This is a genomic window from Devosia sp. Root413D1, assembly GCF_001425235.1.
GTDB lineage: Bacteria > Pseudomonadota > Alphaproteobacteria > Rhizobiales > Devosiaceae > Devosia_A.
The window spans coordinates 77,975-101,975 of record NZ_LMEA01000014.1; the positions used below are offsets into that span (position 1 = coordinate 77,975).

Sequence of the window (24,001 nt, forward strand, 5' to 3'; positions counted from 1 at the left end):
AGAGGGGACTATGCTGAAACGCACCTCCGGCGAGGAGATCCGCCGCGTGCTGGCCAGCCGCATCATTGCCGGCGAGCTGGAACCCGGCACGCCGCTCGATGAGACGCTGCTGGCCAGCGAGTTCGCGGTGTCGCGCACCCCGGTGCGCGATGCCCTGCGGTTGTTGGCGGCGAGCGGGCTGGTGGACCAGAAGCCGCATGCCCGCGCGCTGGTGGCAAAGCCCGCGCCGGACGAGCTGGCCGGTATGTTCGAGGTGATGGGCTATCTCGAGGCGCTGTGCGCCGGGCTCTGCGCCCAGATGATGACGGCGGCCGAGCGCGAGGCGCTCGATGCGCAGCACATCCAGATGGCCGGGATCGTCAGGGCCGGCGACAATACCGGCTATGCCGAGGCGAATGACGCGTTCCACACCGCGATCTACGAGGGGGCGCACAACGCCTATCTCAGTGAGATCACCATCTCGACCCGGCAACGGCTGCAGCCGTTCCGCCGGGCGCAGTTCGGGGCGCGCGGGCGGCTCCAGCAATCGCATGCCGAACACGGGCTGATCGTCGAAGCGATCCTGCGCGGGGATCGCGGTGAGGCGGAGGCCGCGATGCGGAAGCACATCGCGATTGTCGGCGATGCGTATGAGCGGTTGAGTCGGGTTTAGGGGAGCGCGGGCGGTGCCGTAATCCTCCCCCGCCACGCGGGGGAGGATGGGCTGCTCATCCGGCGCTCGCCGCCAGAAACCCCCGCCACCCGCCGAACTCCGAGATATCGCGGGCGCCCTTGACCGCCTCGGCTTCCACCACGAACCCCTTGGCGGTGGTGCCATCCGCCAGCCGCAGCGTGCCGATGCCCAGGGGTGACGGGATTTTGGCGACGAACGTGCCGAACCCGCTCGCGTCGAGCGACCAGATTTCGGTGGCGACGCCCGCGCCCGTGCCGTCGGCGACCCGGAGCAGGCCAGGCTTGGGCGGGGTGGTGCCGGGGAGGGCATAGAGCCGGTAGTCGGGCGTGGTGGTGGCCGCGCGGAGAAAGCTGCCGCCGAGGCCGGTCAGCTCGCCGTTCAGCGGCAGGCCGGAGAGATGGGCGCCGACCACGGCGATCTCGATGCGGTCGGCCGTCGCGCGGACAGGAGCCGCCAAATCCTCCCCCACGAGCGCAGCGCCGATGCCGGCGAGGGTGCCGTCGCTGCCGGCGCGGCCGATCAGCGTCAGGCTGCCGCGCAAGCCGTCGGACCGAGCGGCCGTCGGTACCGAGAGGGCGGCGAGGTCGAGCAGGTTGACGAAGTTGGTGTAGCTGCCGAGGTTGGAGTTGAGAGTGATCGGGTCGGCCGTGAGCTCCGCCACGGTATAGGCCCGCGGCACGGTCGGCACGGCGAGGCAATCGAGCCGGGCCAGCAGCGGCGCCACGGCGCGCTTGAGATCCATCAGCCGGTAGGTCGCCTCGAAGGCCGAGACAGCGGTGAGGCCGCGGGCGCCTTCGATGATCTTGCGCGTCACCGGGTGGAAGGAACTCGGGCTCGCCTCGAGCAGGCGTTTGGTCGCGGCATAGCGCTCTGCCACCCACGGCCCCTCGTAAAGCAGCCGGGCCACGGCGTGCAGCGGCTCGAAATCCACCTCGATGATCTCGGCGCCGAGCGCCGCGAGGCGTTCGAGGTCGGCGGCATAGGAGGCCTCGGCCGCCGCGTCGCCGAAGAATTTCCGCTGCGCCGGGTGCGGCACGCCGACCCGCAGGCTTGGCGGCGCGGCGGAGAGAGCGGGCGCCGGCAGCGGGCGCGAAAAGGCGTCGGCGGCATCGTAGGCGGCGGCGACCGTGGTGACGCGGAAGGCGGTGGCGACATCGCGCGCGAACACCGAGATGGTATCGAGCGTGCGGCAGGCCGGCACCATGCCGCTGGCCGAGAACAGGCCGAGGGTCGGCTTCAGCCCGACAATGCCGTTCATCCCGGCGGGGATGCGGCCCGAACCGGCGGTGTCGGTGCCGAGCGCGAAATCGACGATGCCGGCGGCCACCGCAACAGCCGAGCCGGAGCTCGAACCGCCAGGCACCAGATCGGCGCGCTGCACATTGCGCGGCACGCCATAGGGCGAACGCACGCCGACGAGGCCGGTGGCGAACTGATCGAGGTTGGTCTTGCCCAAAACGATGGCGCCAGCCGCCTCGAGCCGTGCGACGACAAAGGCGGAAGCCTCGGGGGTATAGGCGAAGTCGGGGCAGGCGGCGGTGGTCGGGAGGCCGGCCGCGTCGATATTGTCCTTCACCGCAAAGATCAGCCCGTAGAGCGGCTTGCCGGCCGGGCCGGCGGCTTCGAGCGCTGCGGCTTCGGCCAGCAGTGCGGCCTCAGGCTTCAGGCTGATGAAGCATGCGGGGTCGTCATAGGCGGCGAGGGCGGCAAGGGCCCGCTGGACGGCGGTGACGGGAGAAATCTGCAAGGCTCGGCCCTCGATGATGGTCGAGCTGATTATGCACAGTCTGGCGGAGCGGCCTACGGAGATGTGTGCATTGGCGAGTGATATGCAGAAAAAATGTGCAGATGTGATCTGGATGCACGAAGTGATGCAGGTGGGGCTGTTTGACATGGCCAGTGGCACAGCCACACCGCCCCCTCGCCCCTCTGGGGAGAGGGCGGCGAATGAGGCCGACGGCCTCATTCGCGGGGTGAGGGGCGCCAAGCGCTGGAATCGTGCAGATAAAACGGCGGCGGGTCGGTCGGTGTGCTTGGCTGCCCCTCACCCTGACCCTCTCCCCCCGGGGGCGCTATTGCGCCCCCTAGGAGGGGCGAGGGGACGATGGGGCGCCGCCGGCGATAGGTCCGCTCAGTCCGCAAACCTGCCGACCGGCACACCCCTGGTGCCACTCGCAAAGCTCACCATCGCCCCACACAGCGGCCACTTCGCCAGATCCTCGGCCGGCACCCCGGTGCTGAGGCTGGGGACGTAGAGCGTCGTGAGATCGGGGCCGCCGAAGCAGGGCATGGTGGGGCGGAGGTTGGGGAGGGTGACCCAGTGGAGCAGTTTGCCCTCCGGGGAGAAGCAGTTGAGGCGGCTGGCCGAGGCGCCGCCGGACCAGTAGTTGCCATCGATATCGCAGGCGCCGCCATCGGGGCGGCCGGTCAATTCGTCGAGCTCGAGCCAGCGGCGGCGGTTGCTGGCTGCGCCGCTGACCGGATCGAAATCGTAGATATCGATCCAGATGCCGCGCGAGTCCGAATGGTACATGCGGGTGCCCGCGCCATCCCAGGCGAGGCCGTTGGAAATGCGAAACCCCTCGGTGATGACGTTGACGCCGCCATCGGGGGCGACACGATAAAGCACGCCCGCGGGGTTGGCCTCGCCGCTCGCATCCATCGAGCCGACCCAGAAGGCGCCATCGGGGCCGACCTTGCCGTCGTTGAGCCGCATCTCGGGTTTCTTGTGCGTCACCGCGGCGAGCAGCTGTCGGCTGCCGTCGCGCGGGTCGAACAGGATCACCGTGCTCCTGAGCGCGACGACCAGCTTTTCGGACCGGCAGAGCCCCAGTGCGCCGACCGGTTCGCCGAATTCCCAGCGCTGCCGCACGCCGGTGGCGGGATCGATGCGGTGGATGGTGCCGGGAGTGATGTCGACCCAGTAGAGCAGCCCCGTGCGCTCGTCCCAGACCGGGCTCTCGCCGATATCGCAGCGGTCGGCGGCGACGGTGGTGATCTCGGGGGCGCTCACTGTTCGGTATCCTCGTGCGCGAGGCTCCATTCGCGATAGCGGCGGCGGCCGCCTTCGAGGTGCTGGCGCATGGCGACGCGGGCCTCGTCGGGCTTCCGATCGCTGATGGCGTCGAAGATGCGCTGATGTTCGGTGCGGATGACGTCGAGGAATTCCGACTTGCTCTTGTCGTCGGAGAAGCTGGCGCCGAGCGCCCGCCGCGGGATTAGCCGCTCGCCCATCTCGTCGACGAACAGGCGGAAGCGCTTGTTGTTGGTGGCGTCGGCGATGGCGCGGTGGAAGGCGCGGTCGGCGTCGGTAGCCAGCGTGTTGTCGCTGAGGTGGCGATTGAACTGGGTCATTGCCTGCTCCATGCGGAGGAGGTTCGTTTCGGTCCGGCGCTCGGCCGCGAGCCCGGCCGCTTCGACTTCGACGCTGATGCGGAACTCGAGGAAATCCAGCACGTCGCCGATCTCTTCAGGCGCCGCCATCAGCATCGAGAGGCCCCCGGCGGGCAGGGGAGGCTTGCTGACATAGACACCGCTGCCGCGCAGCGAGCGCAGCCGGCCCTCGGCCTTGAGGCTGGCAATCGCCTCGCGCACCACGGTGCGGCTCACCGAGAACTGCTCGCACAGCCGATCGGCCGGCGGCAGCTTGTCGCCGGGGTTGAGCGCGTTGGTCTCGATCAGCCGCAACAGGTCGAGCTTGACCCGGTCGGTGAGGTGGATGGCAGGGCTGGAAGACATCAGGGTTCGGGGCCGTTCGGCTGGGGTTCTGAGGCGCATTCATAGGCGGGGCAAGCGGGTTGCGGAAGAGGTGCCGCGCATTGCCACCGTTGCCGATGTGGAGAAACTATCATACTACTTTGAAGAAGTCATATTTTTGGAGGGAATGAATGTACGTAGGCACGCAGCTCGGCGGCGATCAGTTCGCCAAAGTGGGCGACCGCTACCTCAGGCAGCTGGCACAACTGGGGGTGAAGCATGTGTGCATCGACCCGGTCGGCGACCCCTGGCAGTGGGATCGCGATATCCTGATGCGACACGCCGAGCATGTTTCGAAGTTCGGCCTGGTGCTCGACATGGTGCAACTGCCGCTGCCCTCGTCCGGTATCGAGCGCAAGCACCAGTCACCCGGCATCGTGCTCGGCAAGCCGGGCGAGCGAGACCGCGAGATCGACGGCATCTGCCGCATCATCGAGGCGCTGGCCGAAGCGGGGATCGGGGCGGCAAAGTACAACTTCAACGTGCTGGGCATTCCGCGCACCGAATCCGAGACCGGTCGCGGCGGGCAGAAGCTCTCGACCTGGCGGGCCGCAGAGGCGACGGATGGCGACACGCTGACCATTGCCGGCAAGGTCTCATCGGAGGAGTTCTGGGGCCGCATCGAGTATTTCCTCGAGCGCGTCGTGCCGGTCGCCACCGCCAACAAGGTGCGGCTCGCCTGCCATCCGCACGACCCGATGACGCCGCCGGGCTATCGCGGCTTCGAGAGCCGCGTGTTGTCGAGCGTCGAAGGGCTGATGCGCTTCGTGCAGACCTCGGAGAGCCCCTATCACGGGCTCAATTTCTGCCAGGGCACGGTGGCTGAAGGGATGGAAGATCCGCGCTCCGAAATCGGCGAGGTGATCCGCTGGTTCGGCAGCCGCAAGAAGATCTTCAACGTGCACTTCCGCAACATCAAGGGCGGCCGCTACTCGTTCACCGAGGAGTTCCCCGACAATGGCGACATGGACATGCCGGCGGCGCTGAAGATCTACCACGAGGTCGGCTATGACGGCATGATCATGCCCGACCACGTGCCGCATATCGATGCCGACAACTCGATGGAAACGGCATTTGCGTTCTGCTTTGGGTACATCATTGCGCTGTTCCAGGCCAATGGCTGGGATCCGTATGGGGCTTGAGGGGGCGTTGACTGGTTTGAGGTGACGCAGGCTGCTCTGTCCCTTCTCCCCTCAGGGGAGAAGGTGGCGCGAAGCGCCGGATGAGGGGTGAAGCGGTGCAATACGCGCTCGCTGAGAAGCTGAACCCTCACCCTAGTTCCGCTACGGACCTGAAGGTCCTAGCTCCACTTGCCCTCTCCCCTCAGGGGAGAGGGGGCGCCGGTGGTTAGTGATCCGCCGGGGGCACCAAAGAGACAAAGGCCCGGATCCTGCGATCCGGGCCTTTCGCCGTGACGGGGGAGAGCCGTCAGGCGTTGGCGGCGATCAGATCCGCGAGGATCTGGCGCTCGCTGGCGTCGAGCTCGGTGAGGGGGGTGCGCACCTTGCCGGCCGAGCGACCGACCAGGTCGGCGCCGGCCTTGATCATAGACACCGCATAGCCGCGCTTTCGGTCGCGCAGCTCGATCAGCGGCAGGTAGAAGCTCTTCATCAGCCCGTCGACCACCTGGGTGTCGCGCTGCCGCACGGCGTTGTAGAAGCGCAGCGCCAGCTCGGGCACGAAGTTGAAGACGGCCGAGGAATAGGTGGTGACGCCCATCTCGAGATAGGGCTGGGCGAAGACTTCGGCGGTCGGCAGGCCGCCGATATGGACGACGCGGTCGCCGAGCCGGTGCGCGACGCGCTGCATCAGCTGCAGGTCGCCGATGCCATCCTTGTAGCCGATGAAGTTCGGGCAGGCCTCGGCCAGTTTTTCGAGCCCGGCGGGCGACAGCCGGGTGTTGTCGCGGGCGTAGTAGATGACCCCCAGCCCAACCGCGTCGCAAATCGCCTGCATGTGGGCGATGACGCCCTGTTCCTCGGCGAACATCAGGTAGTGCGGAAGCACCAGGATGCCGGCGGCGCCGGCCTTTTCGGCGCGCTTCGCCAGATCGACCGCCATGCGGGTGCCATAGCCGACGCCGGCCAGCACCGGCACGTCGGCGGCGCTGTTCTCCACCGCGGTGCGGATCACCGCGTCATACTCGTCATAGCCGATGGAGAAGAACTCGCCGGTGCCGCCCGCCGCGAACAGCCCGGCCGCGCCATAGGACGAGAGCCATTGCAGGCGCCTGGCATAGGAGGCGGCGTCGAACTCGCCATCAGCGCCGAAATCGGTCACCGGGAAGGACAGGAGCCCGGAACCGATCTTCGATTTGATCTCGTCAAAAGTCACCAGGCGTCTCCCAGGGCAGAAAATTAGTACTATTTCTTGGTGCTAGCACCGGCAAAACCCCGCTGTCAACGCAACGAAAGCCGCATCAAGCGCGACTCGCAGCAAAGTAGTATGATTTATCGTTTGACAGTGCATTTGCAGTCATACCACATTGCCCCGCCGACGCTGAAGGGGAACGCTCCCGGCGTCCGGATGCACTTTCGAGGGGAGGGTGAATTGAAGCATTTCCTGATGCCTGCACTGGCCGGGGTATCGATGCTGGCCTTGGCCGGCGCCGCACTGGCCGTCGATTACAAACAGGCGCCGGTGCTCGACGCGGCCGTCGCCGACGGCAGCTTGCCGCCGGTGGCCGAGCGAGTTGGCGCCGCACCGCGCATCATCACGCCGGTCAGTGAAGTCGGTCAGTATGGCGGCACGTTCCGCGGCGGCATGGTGGGCGGCAATGACCGCAACATGCTGTTCACCTACTTCGGCTACGAGCCGCTGCTTGCCTGGGATGCCGAGTGGACCGGCGAAATCCAGCCCAATATCGCCAGCGCGTACAGCGTCAGCGAAGACAGCAAGTCCTTCACCTTCACGCTGCGCGAGGGGATGAAGTGGTCGGACGGCACGCCGTTCACCGCCGATGACGTGGCGTTCTTCGTTCAGGACATTTTGCCGGACGAGAAGCTGTTCCCGACCAAGCCGGGCTGGCTGACCGTCGAGGGCGAGCTGCCGACCATTGCCGTCGCCTCGCCCACCGAGTTCACCCTGTCGTGGAGCAAGCCGAATGGCCTGTTCATCCTCAACGCCGCCAGCGTCTACGGCGTGCAGCTGACGCTCTTGAGCAAGGCCTATTGCAGCCAGTTCCTGCCCAAGTACAACCCGGAGGCCGATGCCAACGCCAAGGCGGCGGGCGTCGCCGACTGGTCCGAGCAGATGGTCAACATGTGCGGCGTCGGCATCGAGAACATCCAGCGCTGGCGCAACCCGGATCGCCCGACGATCGAGGCCTGGCGCATCACCGAGCCCTATGTGGCGGGCGCCACCCGCGTGGCGCTCGAGCGCAACCCGTTCTACTGGAAGGTTGATACCGCCGGGAACCAGCTGCCCTATATCGACGGGCTCTCGATGTCGGTGAATGCCGAAGCGCAGACCCTGCTGCTCAGCGTCCTCGCCGGCGAGATCGACTACGAAGTCCGCCACACCGCCAACACCACCAACCTGCCGGTGCTGTCGGAAGGCCAGGAGGCCGGCAATTTCCGCATCAGCCCGCGCGAGTCCCGGGTCGGCAACTCGCTCGCCATCTCGGTCAACCTCAACTCGCATGATGCGGTGAAGGCGCCGATCTTTGCGAACAAGGATTTCCGCATCGCGCTGTCCTATGCGCTCGACCGCCAGGCGATCATCGATACGGTCTATCTGGGGCAGGGCACGCCGCGTCAGGTGGCGCCGCTCGAAGGCACGGCATTCTACAACGAGAAGCTGGCCACCCAGTATCTCGAGTACAATGCCGACGAAGCCAACCGGCTGCTCGACTCCATCGGCCTCGACAAGCGCGGCAGCAACGGGTTGCGCCTCGCGCCCGACGGCAGCCCGCTGGTGGTCAACGTCGCCGCGGTGACGGCGCTGGGCAACACCGCCGATGTCGCCGAGCTGCTGGTGCAGTACTGGCAGGCAGTGGGTGTCGATGCCCGCTTCACGGCGATGGATCGCACCCGCTTCTACGAGGAAAAGACCGCCAGCCAGCACGATATCGTGGTGTGGGGCGCCACATCGGGCGGCATCGACGTCTATATCGATCCGCGCGACTACTTCCCGTTCTCGACGGAATCGAACTTCGCCGTCGACTGGGCCAAGTTCTACATCAAGGATGGCGGGGTCGAGCCGCCCGACTATGTCAAGCAGCAGTGGGCGCTGTACGACCAGATCAAGGGCACCTCGAACGCCGACGAACAGGCCAAGCTCCTGAGCCAGCTGCTCGATATCAGCGCCGAGCAGTTCTACCAGATCGGCATTGGCAGCGCGATCCAGGGCTTCGCGGTGGTGTCGAACAAGCTGGGCAACGTGCCCGACGATACCCCGACCGGCTGGATCCATCCGGACCCGGGTACGCTGAATACCGAGCAGTTCTACTTCAAGCAGTAGTCCCCCAGAGCATCTCAAGGCACGATCCGGCGGGCGCTGTCCGCCGGATCGTCCAACCCCCGGGCCGGTTCATGCTCCTTTACATCCTCAAGCGAATAGCCGGCATGATCCCGGCGATGGTGGCGATCTCGATCCTGGCGTTCACCGTCATCCAGCTGCCGCCGGGCGACTATGTCTCGACCTATGCGGCACAGATCGCGCAGGCCGGGGAGACGGTTGACAGCGCCATGCTCAACAGCCTGCGCGAGCGCTATGGGCTGGGCGAGAATGTCGTGGTGCAATACTTCAAGTGGATCGGCGGCATCGTCACCCGCGGCGATTTCGGCGACAGCTTCGAGTGGAACCAGCCGGTCACCGAACTGATCTGGGGCCGCATGGGAATGACGGCGCTGATCTCGGTGCTGACGCTCATCCTGATGTGGGCGTTCTCGCTGCCGATCGGCATCTACTCGGCGGTGCGGCAATATTCGATCACCGACTATGTGGCCACCGCCTTTGCCTTTCTCGCCATGGCGACGCCGAATTTCCTCCTCGCCATCGTGCTGCTCTATGCCTCGACCATGTGGTTCGGCGTCTCGGTGGGCGGGCTGTTCTCGCCGGCCTTCGAGAATGCGCCGCTGTCGCTGGCCAAGGTGTGGGATTTCATCACCCATGCCTGGATCCCGATCTTCGTGCTCGGCACCGCCGGCACCGCTTCGCTGATCCGGGTGATGCGCGCTAACCTCCTCGATGAGCTGCACAAGCCCTATGTCGAGGCGGCGCGTTCCAAGGGGATGCCCGAGGGGCGGCTGATCCTCACCTATCCGGTGCGGGTGGCGCTGAACCCGTTCATTTCCACCGTCGGCTGGGTGCTGCCGGCGCTGATCTCGGGCGAACTGGTGGTGTCCACTGTCCTGAATCTCCCCACCGCCGGGCCGCTGCTGCTGCAGGCGCTGAAGAGCCAGGACATGTATCTGGCCGGCGCCTTTATCCTGTTGAGTGGCGGGCTGGTGCTGATCGGCACGCTGGTCTCCGACATCCTGCTCGCCATCTCCGACCCCAGGATCCGGCTGTCATGAGCGCCCCCACCGAAGCCACCGATATCGAGGCCGGGCTGCTCGACCAGCAGCTCATTGCCGGACGCCTGCAGGCGGCCGGGCAGTGGACGCTGTTCTGGCACAAGTTCAAGAAACACAAGCTCGCCGTGCTGTCGCTGGTGATCGTCGGGCTGATCTATTTCGTGGCTCTGTTCGCCGAGTTCCTGGCGCCGCAGGATCCGGCCAAGTTTGATCCGCGCTTCACCTATGTGCCGCCGCAGGCGATCGGCTGGTTCGTCGATGACGGCGCCGGCGGCTCGCGGTTCCAGCCGCATGTCACCGGCTTCGACATCAAGGTCGACGCCAAGAGTTTTAGGCGCATCTTCACTCCCAAGCCGAGCGAGATCATCCCGATCGGGCTGTTCGTCAAAGGCCAGAGCTACAAGATGTGGGGGCTGTTCGATGCCGATATCCACCTGATCGGGCCGCTTGAAAAGAACAAGCCGTTCTTCCTCGCCGGCGGCGACCGGCTCGGCCGGGACCTGCTCAGCCGCACCATCCACGGCACCCGCATTTCGATGTCGATCGGGCTGGTCGGGGTCAGCCTGTCGCTGATCATCGGCATGATCCTGGGCGGGATTTCCGGCTATCGCGGCGGCCTCGTCGACCGGGTGATCCAGCGGGTCATCGAGTTCATCCGCTCGGTGCCGACCATTCCGCTATGGCTCGGCCTCGCTGCCGCGATGCCGAAAGACTGGCCGCCGCTGCAGGTCTATTTCTCGATCCTCGTCATCCTGTCGCTGATCGGCTGGACCGAGATCGCCCGCGTGGTGCGCGGGCGCTTCCTCAGCCTCAGGAGTGAGGATTTCGTCATCGCAGCGCGGCTCGACGGGGTGAGCGAGTTCCGGCTGATCATGCGCCACATGATGCCGAGCCTCTATTCGCACATCATCGCCGCGGTCACCCTCGCCATCCCGCACATGATCCTCGCCGAAACCGCGCTCAGCTTCCTCGGCCTCGGGCTGCAGCCGCCGATCGTCAGCTGGGGCGTGCTGCTGCAGGATACGCAGAACCTCCGCGCCATCACCCAGGCGCCCTGGCTGTTCGTCCCCGGCATCTGCGTGGTGGTGGCGGTGCTGTCGCTCAACTTCCTCGGAGACGGCGTCCGCGACGCTGCTGATCCCTATGCCAAGTAACGCCGCGCCCAACACCAAACCGGTTCTCACGGTCAAGAACCTCGCCGTCGAGTTCCCGGTGCACAAATCGGTGGTGCATGCGGTGCGCGGCGTCAGCTTCACCCTGTCGCGCGGCGAAACGCTGTGCCTCGTGGGCGAAAGCGGCTCGGGCAAGAGCGTCACCGCCCGCGCCATCCTGCAGCTCGTCGCCTCGCCTGGGCGGATCACGGCGGGGGAAATCCTGCTCGATACTGGCAGCGGCGAGCTCGATATCGTCAAGCTCGGGGCGCTCGGGCGCGGCATTCGCGAAGTGCGCGGCCGGCGCATCGCGATGATCTTCCAGGAGCCGATGTCGAGTCTCTCGCCGGTGCACACCATCGGCCACCAGATCGTCGAGACCATCCTGCTGCACGAAAAGATCAGCAAGGAGGAAGCGCGGAAGCGGGCCGCCGCTCTGCTCGACCGGGTGCGCATTCCGAACCCCGAGGCGGCGCTCGATCGCTACTCCTTCGAGTTTTCCGGCGGCATGCGGCAGCGCGCCATGATCGCCATGGCGCTGTCGTGCAACCCGGAAATCCTGATCGCCGACGAGCCGACCACGGCGCTCGACGTCACCACCCAGGCCGAGATCCTGTCGCTGCTGCGCGAGCTGCAGCGCGATCGCGGCATGGCGGTGCTGTTCATCACCCATGACATGGGCGTGGTGGCGCAGATCGCCGACCGCGTCATGGTGATGTTCAAGGGCGAGATGGTCGAGCAGGCCGATGTGTTCGACCTGTTCGAGCGGCCGCAGCAGCCCTACACCAAGGCGCTGCTCGGCTCGGTGCTGAAGCTCGAAACGCCGGCGCCGCGGCCGCCACGCCCGGCCGAGGAATCGCCGATCGCCGAGATCAGCGACCTGTCGCTGCATTTCCCGCTCAATGTCGGCATGCTGGGGAAACCCGCCGCCTATCTCAAGGCGATCGACGGGGTCAGCCTCACCATCAACAAGGGCGAAACCGTCGGGGTGGTGGGCGAGAGCGGCTCGGGCAAGACCACGCTGGGCCGCACGCTCTTGCGCATCTACACGCCGACCGGCGGGCAGGTGAACTACTGGCGCGGCGACGGGGTGGAAGTCGATATTGCGCGGCTATCGAAGCGCGAGATGAAATCGCTCTACAGCGAAGTGCGCATGGTGTTCCAGGATCCGCATTCCTCGCTCAACCCGCGGATGACTGTCTACCAGATCATCTCGGAGCCGCTGCGCACCAACACGGCGATGAGCGAGCGCGAGATGCGCGATCGGGTGGCGGAGCTCTTGATGCGCGTCGGGCTGCCGGCCGATGGCGGCGAGCGCTATCCGCATGCCTTTTCCGGCGGGCAACGGCAGCGCATCTCGATCGCCCGCGCCATTGCGCTCAGGCCGCGGCTGATCATCGCCGACGAGCCGACCTCGGCGCTCGACGTGTCGCTGCGCCACCAGGTGCTCGACCTGATGCGCGGGCTGCAGGACGAGTATGGTCTGTCCTACCTGTTCATCAGCCACGACATCTCGGTGATCCGCTATTTCTGCGACCGCGTCGCGGTGATGAAGAACGGCAAGATCGTCGAGATCGGCGACGTGCAGCAGATTTGCGAGCGGCCCGAGCATCCCTATACTCAGACCCTGATCCGCGCCGTCCCCCGTCCCGATCCGCGCCTGCGGCTTTCGGCTCCTGCCTGAGGTAGATCATGCCGCAAATCCTGTTGACGGGCGCCGCCGGCAGGCTCGGCACCCACTTCCGGTCGAGATTTGCCGAAGCGGGGAGGGCGGTGCTGGCGACCGATATCACGGCGCCAGCCGACGGTGGGCCGGTGGTGCCGGCCGACCTTGCCGATCGCGCGGCGATCGACGAGTTGATGCGGCAGGACATCTCGGCCGTGGTGCACCTGGGCGGCATGGCGAACGAAAAGCCGTGGCAGGCGATCCTCGATGCCAATATCGCCGGCACCTACAATATCTTCGAAAGTGCCCGCAAAGCCGGGGTGAAGAGGGTGATCTACGCCTCGTCCTACCATGTGCTGGGCATGCACGAGGTCGCCGCTGCGCCGCTCGACCGGCATGCCGAAGTGCGGCCGGATTCGCTCTATGCGGTGAGCAAGCTGTTCGGCGAGAACCTCAGCCGGCTCTACCACGACAAGTTCGGCATCGGCTGCCTCAACATCAGGATCTGCGCCGCCAACAATCCGGGCTCGCAGCGCGACATCAAGATCTGGTGCGACCGCGACGACCTGTGGCGCCTGGTGCTCGCCGGGCTCGACGCGCCGGAACTGGGCTACCGTACGGTGTTCGGCATCTCCGACAATGCCGGCGCCTGGTACGTCAACGCGCCGGACCAGACGCTGGGCTGGACGCCGGAGCATGGCTCAGGCGAGCTGCCGGCGCCGGCGGGCGGCTGGCCGGCGCCGGACCCGGAGGTGGCGGTGCTGCAGGGCGGCGGCTTTGCGGTGCGGGGGCATTTTGAGGATTGAGGTCTGAGCCGGACTTGCAGTCGTCGCTTCCCTCCCCCTTGAGGGGAGGGATTGAGGGAGGGGGTGGTGCGGTGATCACCGATGGACCCCCACCCCCAACCCCTCCCCTCAAGGGGGAGGGGAGCAGATCGCGGCCGGCCGCCTAACCCCTAACCGGCCCACCCGCTTCCTTCACCATTTCCACCAGCCGCTTGAACACGTTGCCGCTCTGGCGGATGCCGTCGTGTTCGTATTCGTTGGTGACCCAGTGCTGCAGGTTCCCGACCGCCGCGGCGGTTTCGAGCGACAGGCCCGCATCGACATAGAGATCGTCGTAATAGACCACGGCGCTGACCGGCACCTGGTTGGTCGCGAGGCGCTTCAGGTCGTAGAGCTCGGAGTAGCTCCGGCGCGCCGCCAGGGTTTCGACGCCGGCGCGGAACGGACGAAGCGAACGGATTTCCTCGAACATCCAGGGGAACATCATCTCGCCGGTGAACAGCAGCGGGCGGGCGGCGGGGTCGAACTCGGGGTGATCGGCGCGGACCCGCTCGGCGGCCCAGTTGGTGGCGCCGGCGCCGTGGCCGTAAATGCTCTCCTGCAGCGCGGCAAACAGCGGGCCGCTGTCATAGCTGGTGAGGCTCATGACGCTGAACAGGAAATGGTCGGAGAGCCGATCCGGGGTGGAGAAGGCTTCGTCGATCAGCCAGTGGACGTTCTCGTGGCCGGGCGCCATGCCGAGATCAATGCCGATGGTCTGCAGCCGCTTGACGGTGAGTTGGTCGCCATCGGGCAGGCGCACGTCGTTGCTGTCGATGAAATCGGCGATGGCGGCGACGCGGGCGACGTCATCGGGATAGCGCTTGTAGTAGAGCCGGCTCTTTGCCGCGGCGCGCGGATAGGTGCGGCGGTAGACCTCGTCGGCATTGGGCACGAGGCTCGCGAGGCCGCCGGCGACGTAGCAGGCGGCGAGCGCTTCGGGGTAGCGCGACAAATAGGTGAGGGTGAGGAAGCCGCCATAGCTCTGGCCGAGGGATTCCCAGCGCTTACCGGGGAACAGGGTTTTGCGGGCGTGCTCGAAATCGTCGACGATCGAGTCGGCGCGGAAATGGCTGAGGTAGTCGGCGGCGGCGTCCCCAGTGGCAAAGCCCGCCATGGTAGCGGCTTCGATGCGGGTGGAGCGGCCGGTGCCGCGCTGGTCGGGGAGGATCACCCGATGCGTCTTCAGCGCCTCGGCCAGCCAGGACGGGCTGCCCTTGGTCGGCCGCGGCGACTTGCCGCCCGGGCCACCCTGCAGGAACACCAATAGCGGCAGGTCTTCATGGCGTTTGGTCGGGTCGACCACCTCGCGCAGGAACAGCTCGATGGTTTGGCCCTCAGGTTTGCTCCAGTCGAGCGGCACCGGTAGCAGGTGGTCGCGGATCAGCATGCCGGGGATGGTGTATTCGGCGACGGGCATTTTTGTCTCCTTGGGAACTCGTGGCCGGACCAAACCACCGGCCGTCATCCCGGCGAGGGCCGGGACCCAGTGCTCGGACGGTTGGCAGACACGACCCCATCCGGTCCGTCACAGCAAGGTCCGAGGGATCGCGCTTGGGGATGAGCCTGAGCACTGGGTCCCGACTTTCGTCGGGATGACGGCCGGTGGGTGGTTGCATGCATCGAGGAAGCGTTTCCAGATCTGAAGAACATCACCGCACACGCGGATCCAGCAGCACATAGGCGATGTCGACGATGATGTTGGCAACGACGATGAACAGGCCGCCGAGCAGCACCACGCCGATGATGATCGGCCGGTCCTGGTTGGCCACCGCCTGCACCGCGAGGGCGCCGACGCCTTGCAGGCCATAGACCTGTTCGATGACGATGGCGCCGCCGAGCAGCAGTGCGATATCGGCGCCGAGCTGGGTGGCGAGCGGGGTGAGGGTGGCGCGCATGCCGTGCTTCCAGACGACCTTGCGCTCCGAGAGGCCCTTGGCGCGGGCGGTGCGGATGTAATCCTCGCCCATCACTTCGAGCATCTGGCCGCGGGTGAGCCGCGCATAGACCGCGGCGGTGGTGAGCGCCAGCGTGGTCCAGGGCAGGACCAGGTGCCAGGCCCAGATCGCCGGGTTGGGCAGGAACGGCTTGAAGCCGCCGGCCGGGAACAGCATGAAGCCCGATTGCCGGGGCAGGAAATAGAACAGGTAAAGCGACATCATGCCGAGCACGAAAGTCGGGAAGCTGAGGCCGATGAGGATGAAGCCCTGTCCCAAGCGATCGCGCACTCCGCCGGGATGGCGGGCCGACATGATGCCGATGGGGATGCCGACGGCGAGCCAGACCAGGACGCCGCCGACCACCAGCGACAAGGTGGCGGGCAGCCGGTTGAAGATCAGCTTCGCGACGGGCTGCTGGTTGCGGTAGGAAAAGCCGAGATCGCCGGTCACCGCCTTGCCGAGAAAGCTCAGATATTGCTCGTGGATCGGCCGATCGAGGCCGAGATTGGTGCGGATCTGGATCAGCTGCGTTTCGGTCGCCTTGTCGCCCGCCACCATGCGGGCCGGATCGCCCGGGGCGACGAAGAACAGGAAGAACACGAACATGCTGAGGGTGAGCAGGATCAGCGCGCCGAACGCGACTCGGCCAAAGAGATAGCGGATCATCTGGCTTTCCTCCGCACTGGCCGGCCACGCGGATCGAGCGCGTCGCGCAGCCCATCGCCGAGGATGTTGAAGGCAAGCGTGGTGAACAGCAGCGCGAGGCCGGGGATCAGCACCAGCCAGGAGGCGACGAGATAGAGCGAGTTGCCGGCGGCATCGGCCAGCATGCCGCCCCAGCTCGGGGCCGGCGGCACGATGCCCATGCCGAGAAAGCTCAGCGTCGCCTCGAAGACGATGGAGCCCGGGATCATCATGGTGGTGTAGACGATGATCGGCACGCTCAGGTTGGGCAGGATGTCGATGAACATGATCGACAGCGGCCCGGCGCCGAGCGAGCGGCTGGCCTCGACGAATTCCTGCCGGCGCAGCGACATCACCTGACCACGGATGACGCGGCCCATGGTGGTCCAGCTGAAGAAAACGATGACGCCGATACTGAGCGACAGGCTGGGGCCGAACACCGAGACCAGCGCCAGGGCGCAGAGCAGGAACGGCACGCTCATGACCAGGTCCATGGCGCGGCTGAGGACGGTATCGACCCAGCCGCCGAAATAGCCGGCGACCATGCCGACGGTGATGCCGATCAACGCCGCGACCACGGCAGCGAGGACGCCGACGGTGAGCGAGACCTGCGCGCCATAGGCGAGGCGGACGAGGACATCGCGGCCCAGATGATCGGTGCCGAACAGGAACTCGGCATTCGGCGCCACCGGCAGGCCCATCTCGGAGAGGCCGGTATCGCGATATTGCTCGATGGCGGAGTGGCCGGTGAGCGCCGAAATCCATGGCGCCGAGAGGGCAAAGATCACAACCAGCACGATGAAGACCAGCGCGGCGACGATGGCTGGGTCGCGCCCGAGCCGGCGCAGCGTCAGCGCCAGCGAACCACGCTGCACGACGGGAATGGCAGCTCCGGCGCTCATGCGGCCTCCACGACATTGGAGGAGACCAGCGTGCGGCCGGCGGCGGAGTGGCGGGGCGGGGTGGTGACCGAGGCGGCGAGCAGCGTCCTTGTGTAGGGGTGCTGCGGGGCGCGGTAGAGCGTCTCGGCCTCGGCGAGCTCGACGATCTGGCCGGCCTGCATCACGGCGATGCGGTCGCAGACATGCCGGACCACCGCGAGATCGTGCGAGATGAACAGGTAGGTGAGGTCGAGGTCGCGCTGCAGCGACCGCATCAGGTTCAGCACCTGCGCCTGGATCGACACGTCGAGGGCCGAGACCGGCTCGTCATAGATGATCAGCGAGGGGTTGAGAGCGAGGGCGCGGGCGATGCCGATGCGCTGGCGCTGGCCGCCGGAGAATTCCGAGGGGAAACGGTTGTAGTGCTCGGGGTTGAGACCGACGAGCTCCATCAGCCGCTGCACTTCGCGCTTCCGCTCAGCGCCACCGGCGAGGCCGTGGATGCGATAGGGATCGCCGATAATGGCGCCGACGCGGCGTCGGGGGTTCAAGGCGCCGAAGGGGTTCTGGAACACCAGTTGCACCTCGCGCCGCATCGCCTGCCAGGCGCGGCCATCGAGGCTGCCGAGGTCGCGGCCGAGCAGCGAAACCTTGCCATGGGTCATTGGGATCAGCCCGGCCAGCACGCGGGCGAAGGTGGATTTGCCGCAGCCGCTTTCGCCGACGAGACCGAGGGTTTCGCCACGGTGCAGTTCGAGATCGATGCCCTTCAGCACCTCGAAGCCGGCGCCCGGATTGAACAGGCTGCCGCCGCCATAGGTCAGGCGGACGCCCTCGGCTTTGACTACGATCTCGTCGGCGGCTGGGGCTTTGGCGATGGCCGCGACGCTGGCGGCGGCATCGGCGGGCGGACCCTCCAGCCAGCACAGCGACTGCAGGCCGTCGCTGAAGACGCGGAGCGGTGGCGCTTCGGTGGTGCAGCGGGGCAGGGCGCTGGCGCAGCGCGGCGCGAATACGCAACCCCTGGGGGTTTCGAGCAGGCTGGGCGGGCGGCCGGGGATCGGCACCAGCTCGGCGCCGGCTTCGTAATTGGCGGGCGAGGAGGCGAGCAGCCCGGCCGTATAGGGGTGGGCCGGGGCGGCGAAGAGCGGGGCGCTCGGCCCCAGCTCCATGCGGCGTCCGGCATACATCACCATGACATGGTCGGCGATGCTGGAGAGGAGCCCGAGATCGTGGGTGATCATCACCACGGTGGTGCCGCGCTCGCGCCGCATCTCGTCGAGCAGCGCGACGATCTGTGCCTGCACCGTGACATCGAGGGCGGTGGTTGGTTCGTCCGCGATGACCAGTGGCGGGTTGAGGATCAGCGCCATCGCGATCATCACGCGCTGGCGCATGCCGCCCGAGAACTGGTGCGGGAAACTGTCGAAACGGCGATCGGCTTCGCTGATGCCGACGCGGGCGAGGAGGTCGACGGCGCGGCGGCGCGCCACGGCTTTATCCACCTTCTCGTGCGCGTGGATCATCTCGGTGATCTGGCTGCCGACGGTGTAATAGGGGTGCAGGCTCGACATCGGATCCTGAAAGATCATGCCGATGCGCGAGCCGCGGATCGATTGCAATTCGGCGGGCTTCAGGCCGAGGAGATTGCGGCCCTCGAACAGCACTTCGCCGGTCACCGTAGCGTTGGGCAGGAGGCCGAGAATGGCCTGGGTCAATACGCTCTTGCCCGACCCGGACTCGCCGGCGATGCCGAACAGTTCGCCGGCTTCGAGCGCGAAGGAGACGTCGCGCACCGCGTGGATCACGCCGTCTTCAGTGGGAATATCGACGCTCAGATGCCGCGCTTCGAGAACTGCCACGCAACCACTCCAGACTGGGCACCGGCGCCTCGCAAGCGCTGGTGCGGTATTCGATTGAGCTGAACCGGCTGCACGGCTGACTCGGCCCTTGACCTGCCCACCAGTGTCATCCCTGTGAAAGCAGGGACCCATTTCCCCGCTCGCGCGGGCTGCGAGTTGGATCCCAGCTTTCGCTGGGATGACAGCCGGTGGTGGGGTGATCACGGTGGGTCCACTCGACCACGAGCCCCAGAAATACGCTTGTGATCGCCGAAACCGTACTTCCCCTCACCGCGAGGAGAGGGGAAGTACGGGCGTTCGAACCAGCCCCAGCCTATTGCTGCAGCCAGACGTTGGTCCAGTCGCCCTGGACGCCGATCGAGTAAGGCTGGAAGTTCTGCACAGCCGCGCCGTGGTAGAGCACGATCAGGTTGGCGATCAGCGGCACCACCGGCGCATCGGCCATCACCAGCTCGTCGACCTGGGCCCAGAGTGCGCCGACTTCTTCGGGCGTCGTGGCGTTGATCGCCTGCTGGGCCAGTTCGTTGGCCTTGTCGTTGTTGTAGTCGGTGTAGTTGTAGGTCTGGTGCGTGCCGTCATAGCTGAACTGCGGCTGGAACACCGAGCGCGCCGAGCCGCCGGCCCAATCCGGAGTCCAGCCGACCGGCGCGATATCCCAGGTGCCTTCCTGGGTGTTCACCGGGTTGGTCATGAACTTCGAGTAGTAGTCAGCCGGAGCCACCGGGGTCAGCTCGAGGGTGATGCCGGCCTTGGCCATCGAGGCCTGGATGGTCTGCGCCACCGCCGGCTCGTTGCCCTTGTTGCGGAACGGCATTTTCAAGGTGATGCCATTGGGGAAGCCGGCTTCGGCAAGCAGCGCCTTGGCCTTTTCCGGGTCACCCTTGGCCTCAGGCGAGGGGTAGAGGTCGAACTCGTGGTAGCCGAGCACGCCGAGGCCGAAAATGCCGTTGACGGGCTTGGCGATCGACGGCCCGCCCATCTGCTGGACGATGGCGGCCTTGTCGACGGCGTAGTTCAGCGCCTGGCGTACCTTCAGATCCTTGAGCGCGCCGTTATTGTTGCCCGAAACGGTGTTGATGAAGATGAAGTTGGTGTTGCCCGACGACACCGTCATCAGCTTCTCGTCGCCCTGGGCGGTCAGCATCTGCAGGATCGCCGGCGGGATGGTGACGTCATAGGTCATGTCGCCGTCGCCCGATTGCAGCTGCTGCATGATGGCGTCGACGGTGAGGCCGAAGGTGATGTCGATCTGGTCGACATAGGCCTTGCGCAGCGGATCGCTCTCGGCGGTCCAGGCCGGGTTGCGCACCAGCTGCAGCGAGGAATCCGGAGTGTAGGCGCCGGGAGTGTAGGGGCCGCTGGCGATGAAGTTGCTGCGGTAATCCGGACCATCCGGCAGGTAGTCGAGCACTTCGATCGGCGCCGGGGCAGAGGTCGCGAGCGACAGCATGTAGATGAAGTCGCCGGCGCGCTGCGTCAGCTTGATCACCACGGTCTCATCATCAGGCGTCTCGATGCCGGTGATGTCGTTGCCCTCGATATAGGTCTTCATCGCCTCGACGGTCGGCTCGACCTTACTGAAGCCATCGCAGAACTCGGCCATGCCGGCGACGAGGCTCGAATAATAGGTCAGCGCCGCCGAGCCCAAAGCCGGGTTGCACATGCGCTTGAAGCCGCGCTCGAGGTCGGCCGAGGTGATCTGGCGGGCGCCCGAGGGGGCGTTCCACTGCGCGCCCTGACGGATCTTGAAGGTGTAGGTGAGCCCGTCATCGGTCGGCTGCGGGACTTCGGTCGCGAGATCGCCCTTGGGGGTGATGCGCACCGTCTCGTCGGTGGAGGCTTCGTAGGAGATCAGCTGGCGCGATACGGCGCGCAGGAAATTGTTGGTGGTGACCAGAGCCGCGGAAGTCGGGTCGAAATGGTCGAGATCCTCGGTGCCGAGGATGCGCAGGGTGCCGCCGGGCTGGGCGTCCTGCGCGAAGCTGGGCAGGGCCGACAGGGCCGTTGCGACGAGGCCGGCGAGCGCCAGCCGGGGCAGCAGTTTGAGGCGTTTCGGGGTGGTATGCGCCATGGGTTCCCTCCTGATGTGGGCGAGCGGCCGCAATGCGCAGCCTCTCCCGTGCTGGGGATAGTCGACAGCCTGTACGCAGCTTGTCAATAGTAATGTCGACAACTTGCCGACAGTTGCTTTTCATCCTATGAGAGCTACAAGGCCGGACGCCGTAACGCGTCCTGAACGACGAGTGCGGCCGTTGCCCGCGAGACAAGGACCAGACGATGCAGAAGAGCGATTTCCGCGGCGTATTCCCGGCGATCACCACCAAGATGACTAGTGATCAGGAGGTCGACCTCGCTGCCGTCCGGGCGGATGTTGCCTACCAGATCGAGTCCGGCGTCGACGGCGTCATCGTCTGCGGTTCGCTCGGTGAAGCCAGTAGCCTGACGCGCGAGGAAAAGCTCGCCATCGCCAAGGCGGCAATCGCCGAGGCTGCCGGCCGGAAGCCCATCCTCCTCACCATTGCCGAAGACTCCACCCGGGCCGGCGCGGCGCTGGCGGCGGAGGCCGAGGCGATCGGTATCGAGGGGCTGATGGTGCTGCCGGCGATGCGCTATCTCGCCGACGATCGCGAAGTGGTGGCGCATTACCGCTCCATCGCCGCCGCCTCCGGCCTGCCGATCATCATCTACAACAACCCGATCGCCTATGGCATCAACGTCACCGAGGCGATGCTGAAGGAAATGGCGGACGAGCCGAAATTCGTCGCCATCAAGGAATCGACCGGCGATACCCGCCGCATCAACGAGACGCTGCGGGCGCTCGGTGATCGCTATCAGCTGCTGACCGGGGTCGACGACCTGGCGCTCGAAAGCCTGATCCTCGGCTGTTCTGGCTGGATCGCCGGGCTGGTGGTGGCTTTCCCGCGCGAGACGGTGGCCATCTACAAGCTGGCGGCAGAGGGGCGGATCCCCGAGGCGATGGAGATCTATCGCTGGTTCCTGCCGCTGCTCAGCATGGATATCGGGCCGAAATTCGTCCAGAACATCAAGCTGGTCGAGGCCATTGTCCGCGGCACCTCGCCGGTGACCCGGGCGCCGCGGCTGCCGCTGGTCGGTGCTGAGGAAGCACGAGTGCGCGCCATCACCGAGGCCGGGCTGAAGAGCCGGCCGGATCTCTCCAAGTACGGCTTCTGACGATGACCAGACTTCAGGCGCTCCGGGCCCATCTCGGGGCCCTGGGTATCGACGGGGTGATCGTGCCGCGCTTCGATGCCCACCAGGGTGAATATTGCGCGCCGCATGATGAGCGGCTGCGCCATCTCACCGGCTTCACCGGCTCGGCGGGCATCGCGCTGGTCACTGCCGAGGCGGCGGTGATCTTCGTCGATGGCCGCTACCAGGTGCAGGTGCGCCAGGAAGTCGATCTCGGGGCGTTCGAGATCTCGCACTTTTATGATTTTCCGCTGGAGCGCTGGCTCGGCGAAAAGCTGCCGCGCAACCGCCGGATCGGTTTCAACCCGATGCTGATCCCGTCGGACCTGCATCAGCGGCTGATGGCGGCGATGCAGCAGGCCGGCGGCGAACTGGTGCCGCTCGAGGCCGATCCGATCGATGCGATCTGGCCGGATCAGCCGGAGCCGCCGACCGGGCGGATCAGCAGTTTTGCCAATGCCGGCGAAGCGGCTCAGTCGAAGCGCCGCCGGATCGGGGCGCGGCTGGCTGAGCTGGGGGCGGATTTCCTGGTTGAGACGCAGCCCGACAATATCGCCTGGCTGCTCAATGTGCGGGGCAGCGATGTCAAATACACGCCGCTGCCGCAGTCGTTCCTCTTGCTCGACAAGAGCGGGGATACCGAGTGGTTTGTCGATGAGCGAAAGCTCCCCAATGATCGCGAGGCCTATGAGCTCGAAGCGGTGACGACGCGCTCGCCGGCCGATTTGCTCGCCGGCATCGCGGCGCGCGCGGGCGGCAAGCGGGCGCTGGTCGATCCGCGTTTCGCCTCGGTGGCGGCGGCGCTGGCGGTGACCGGGGCAGGGGGCACGGTGCTGTCGGAAACGAGCCCGATCACCATTGCCAAGGCGATCAAGAACAGCACCGAACTCCAGGGCTTCCGCGCGTCGCATGTCAGCGATGGCGTGGCGCTCACTGAGTTCCTGAGCTGGCTCGCCGACAACGTCGCGCTCCGCGAGGCGGCCGGCAAGCCGATCACCGAACTCGAAGCCGAGGACAAGCTGCTGGAGTTCCGCTCGCGGGGCGAGGGTTTCGTCGAGCCGAGCTTCCGCTCGATCTCGGCTTCGGCGGCCAACGCGGCGATGTGCCACTACGCTTCGAGCGAAGCGACCAATGCCGCCCTGACGACCAGCGGCGTCTATCTGATCGATTCCGGCGGGCAGTATCTGACCGGCACCACCGATGTCACCCGCACGACGGCCTTCGCCCCAGTCTCCGACGAGGTGCGTCGCACCTATACTGCGGTGCTCAAGGGCTTTGTGGCGCTGATGACGGCGCAGTTCCCGGTGACGGCGCGCGGGCACCATCTCGATGCGCTGGCGCGGCGGCCGCTCTGGGATCTCGGCCTCGATTACGACCACGGCACCGGGCACGGGGTCGGGCACTTCCTCTCGGTGCACGAACACCCGCAGCGCTTCGGCAAGGTGGTGAACAATTATGAGTTCGCCCCCGGCGTGATCATGACCATCGAGCCCGGCTATTACCGCGAAGGCGAGTTCGGGCTCAGGGTCGAAAACCAGGTGGAGACGGTCGCCGCGGCGCCGGGGTTCCTGCGCTTCGAGACGCTGACCCTGGCGCCGATCGACCTGGCATTGGCGGATGTGAGCGCGCTGACCCGCGAGGAGGTGGCGTGGATCGATGGCTATCATGCGCGGGTGCGGCAGGCGCTGGCGGACAAGCTGTCGCTGTCGGCTCGGGCCTGGCTCGAGCGGATGACGGCGGCGATCTCGGTGGGTAATTGAAGCGCACCAGAATGGGGGTTGGGCACCATCCCCGACCTCCCACCGGCTGTCATCCCAGCGAAAGCTGGGACCCAT

Annotated in this window: 18 protein-coding genes; 9 read left to right on the top strand and 9 right to left on the bottom strand. The window is 66.4% G+C overall.

Translation table 11 applies throughout. The annotated features are described in order from the left end of the window. Nucleotides 1–10 precede the first annotated feature (10 nt). Entirely contained in the window at nucleotides 11–652 is a 642-nt protein-coding gene (locus tag ASC89_RS27325; protein ID WP_056004105.1) for a GntR family transcriptional regulator, read from the top strand. A gap of 55 nt (nucleotides 653–707) precedes the next feature. On the opposite strand, the gene atzF is transcribed toward ASC89_RS27325, so the two are convergent. From atzF to ASC89_RS27340, 3 genes are all read right to left on the bottom strand, one after another. Beyond that, nucleotides 708–2,420 carry an allophanate hydrolase gene (gene atzF / locus ASC89_RS27330; RefSeq protein WP_244488575.1) on the bottom strand — a complete coding sequence of 571 codons (1,713 nt, stop codon included), beginning with the start codon at nucleotides 2,418–2,420 and terminating at the stop codon, nucleotides 708–710. A gap of 384 nt (nucleotides 2,421–2,804) precedes the next feature. Further along, on the bottom strand, nucleotides 2,805–3,686 hold the full coding sequence (locus ASC89_RS27335) for an SMP-30/gluconolactonase/LRE family protein (RefSeq protein WP_056004108.1): 882 nt from the start codon (nucleotides 3,684–3,686) through the stop codon (nucleotides 2,805–2,807). Next, nucleotides 3,683–4,411, bottom strand: coding sequence for a FadR/GntR family transcriptional regulator (locus ASC89_RS27340; RefSeq protein ID WP_055877692.1), 729 nt, complete (start codon nucleotides 4,409–4,411; stop codon nucleotides 3,683–3,685). The genes ASC89_RS27335 and ASC89_RS27340 overlap by 4 nt, the downstream gene beginning before the upstream one ends. A gap of 149 nt (nucleotides 4,412–4,560) precedes the next feature. Here ASC89_RS27340 and ASC89_RS27345 point away from each other — a divergent pair, with 149 nt between their 5' ends. Then, nucleotides 4,561–5,571, top strand: coding sequence for a mannonate dehydratase (locus ASC89_RS27345; protein ID WP_056004111.1), 1,011 nt, complete (start codon nucleotides 4,561–4,563; stop codon nucleotides 5,569–5,571). 286 nt (nucleotides 5,572–5,857) lie between these two features. Here ASC89_RS27345 and kdgD read toward each other — a convergent pair whose 3' ends face one another. Next, the gene (gene kdgD / locus ASC89_RS27350) at nucleotides 5,858–6,763 is read right to left on the bottom strand and encodes a 5-dehydro-4-deoxyglucarate dehydratase (RefSeq protein WP_056004113.1); all 906 of its coding nucleotides are present in this window, start codon (nucleotides 6,761–6,763) and stop codon (nucleotides 5,858–5,860) included. A gap of 216 nt (nucleotides 6,764–6,979) precedes the next feature. On the opposite strand from kdgD, the gene ASC89_RS27355 reads away from it, so the two are divergent. The 5 genes from ASC89_RS27355 (at nucleotide 6,980) to ASC89_RS27375 (ending at nucleotide 13,571) form a co-directional block, all read left to right on the top strand. Then, on the top strand, nucleotides 6,980–8,890 hold the full coding sequence (locus tag ASC89_RS27355) for an ABC transporter substrate-binding protein (protein WP_056004116.1): 1,911 nt from the start codon (nucleotides 6,980–6,982) through the stop codon (nucleotides 8,888–8,890). A gap of 71 nt (nucleotides 8,891–8,961) precedes the next feature. After that, entirely contained in the window at nucleotides 8,962–9,948 is a 987-nt protein-coding gene (locus tag ASC89_RS27360; protein ID WP_055883555.1) for an ABC transporter permease, read from the top strand. Next, nucleotides 9,945–11,102, top strand: coding sequence for an ABC transporter permease (locus ASC89_RS27365; RefSeq protein ID WP_056004119.1), 1,158 nt, complete (start codon nucleotides 9,945–9,947; stop codon nucleotides 11,100–11,102). The genes ASC89_RS27360 and ASC89_RS27365 overlap by 4 nt, the downstream gene beginning before the upstream one ends. Beyond that, on the top strand, nucleotides 11,092–12,783 hold the full coding sequence (locus ASC89_RS27370) for an ABC transporter ATP-binding protein (protein ID WP_056004122.1): 1,692 nt from the start codon (nucleotides 11,092–11,094) through the stop codon (nucleotides 12,781–12,783). Before ASC89_RS27365 ends, ASC89_RS27370 begins: the two co-directional genes overlap by 11 nt. A gap of 8 nt (nucleotides 12,784–12,791) precedes the next feature. Next, nucleotides 12,792–13,571, top strand: coding sequence for an NAD(P)-dependent oxidoreductase (locus tag ASC89_RS27375; RefSeq protein ID WP_056004125.1), 780 nt, complete (start codon nucleotides 12,792–12,794; stop codon nucleotides 13,569–13,571). Nucleotides 13,572–13,713: 142 nt separating this feature from the next. On the opposite strand, the gene ASC89_RS27380 is transcribed toward ASC89_RS27375, so the two are convergent. From ASC89_RS27380 to ASC89_RS27400, 5 genes are all read right to left on the bottom strand, one after another. Continuing rightward, entirely contained in the window at nucleotides 13,714–15,009 is a 1,296-nt protein-coding gene (locus ASC89_RS27380; RefSeq protein WP_056004128.1) for an alpha/beta fold hydrolase, read from the bottom strand. A gap of 232 nt (nucleotides 15,010–15,241) precedes the next feature. Continuing rightward, complete coding sequence (locus tag ASC89_RS27385; protein WP_056004131.1) at nucleotides 15,242–16,195, bottom strand: ABC transporter permease; 954 nt, start codon at nucleotides 16,193–16,195, stop codon at nucleotides 15,242–15,244. After that, entirely contained in the window at nucleotides 16,192–17,115 is a 924-nt protein-coding gene (locus ASC89_RS27390; RefSeq protein WP_056004134.1) for an ABC transporter permease, read from the bottom strand. The genes ASC89_RS27385 and ASC89_RS27390 overlap by 4 nt, the downstream gene beginning before the upstream one ends. Next, nucleotides 17,112–18,956 carry an ABC transporter ATP-binding protein gene (locus tag ASC89_RS27395; protein ID WP_056004137.1) on the bottom strand — a complete coding sequence of 615 codons (1,845 nt, stop codon included), beginning with the start codon at nucleotides 18,954–18,956 and terminating at the stop codon, nucleotides 17,112–17,114. Before ASC89_RS27395 ends, ASC89_RS27390 begins: the two co-directional genes overlap by 4 nt. 313 nt (nucleotides 18,957–19,269) lie before the next feature. Further along, nucleotides 19,270–21,027: an ABC transporter substrate-binding protein gene (locus ASC89_RS27400; RefSeq protein WP_082533654.1), complete on the bottom strand. Its 1,758-nt coding sequence runs from the start codon at nucleotides 21,025–21,027 to the stop codon at nucleotides 19,270–19,272. Nucleotides 21,028–21,233: 206 nt separating this feature from the next. Between ASC89_RS27400 and ASC89_RS27405 the strand changes: the two genes are divergently transcribed. Further along, on the top strand, nucleotides 21,234–22,148 hold the full coding sequence (locus tag ASC89_RS27405) for a dihydrodipicolinate synthase family protein (RefSeq protein ID WP_056004140.1): 915 nt from the start codon (nucleotides 21,234–21,236) through the stop codon (nucleotides 22,146–22,148). Between the two features lie 2 nt (nucleotides 22,149–22,150). Further along, nucleotides 22,151–23,926 carry a M24 family metallopeptidase gene (locus ASC89_RS27410; protein WP_056004143.1) on the top strand — a complete coding sequence of 592 codons (1,776 nt, stop codon included), beginning with the start codon at nucleotides 22,151–22,153 and terminating at the stop codon, nucleotides 23,924–23,926. The last annotated feature ends 75 nt before the right edge of the window (nucleotides 23,927–24,001 follow it).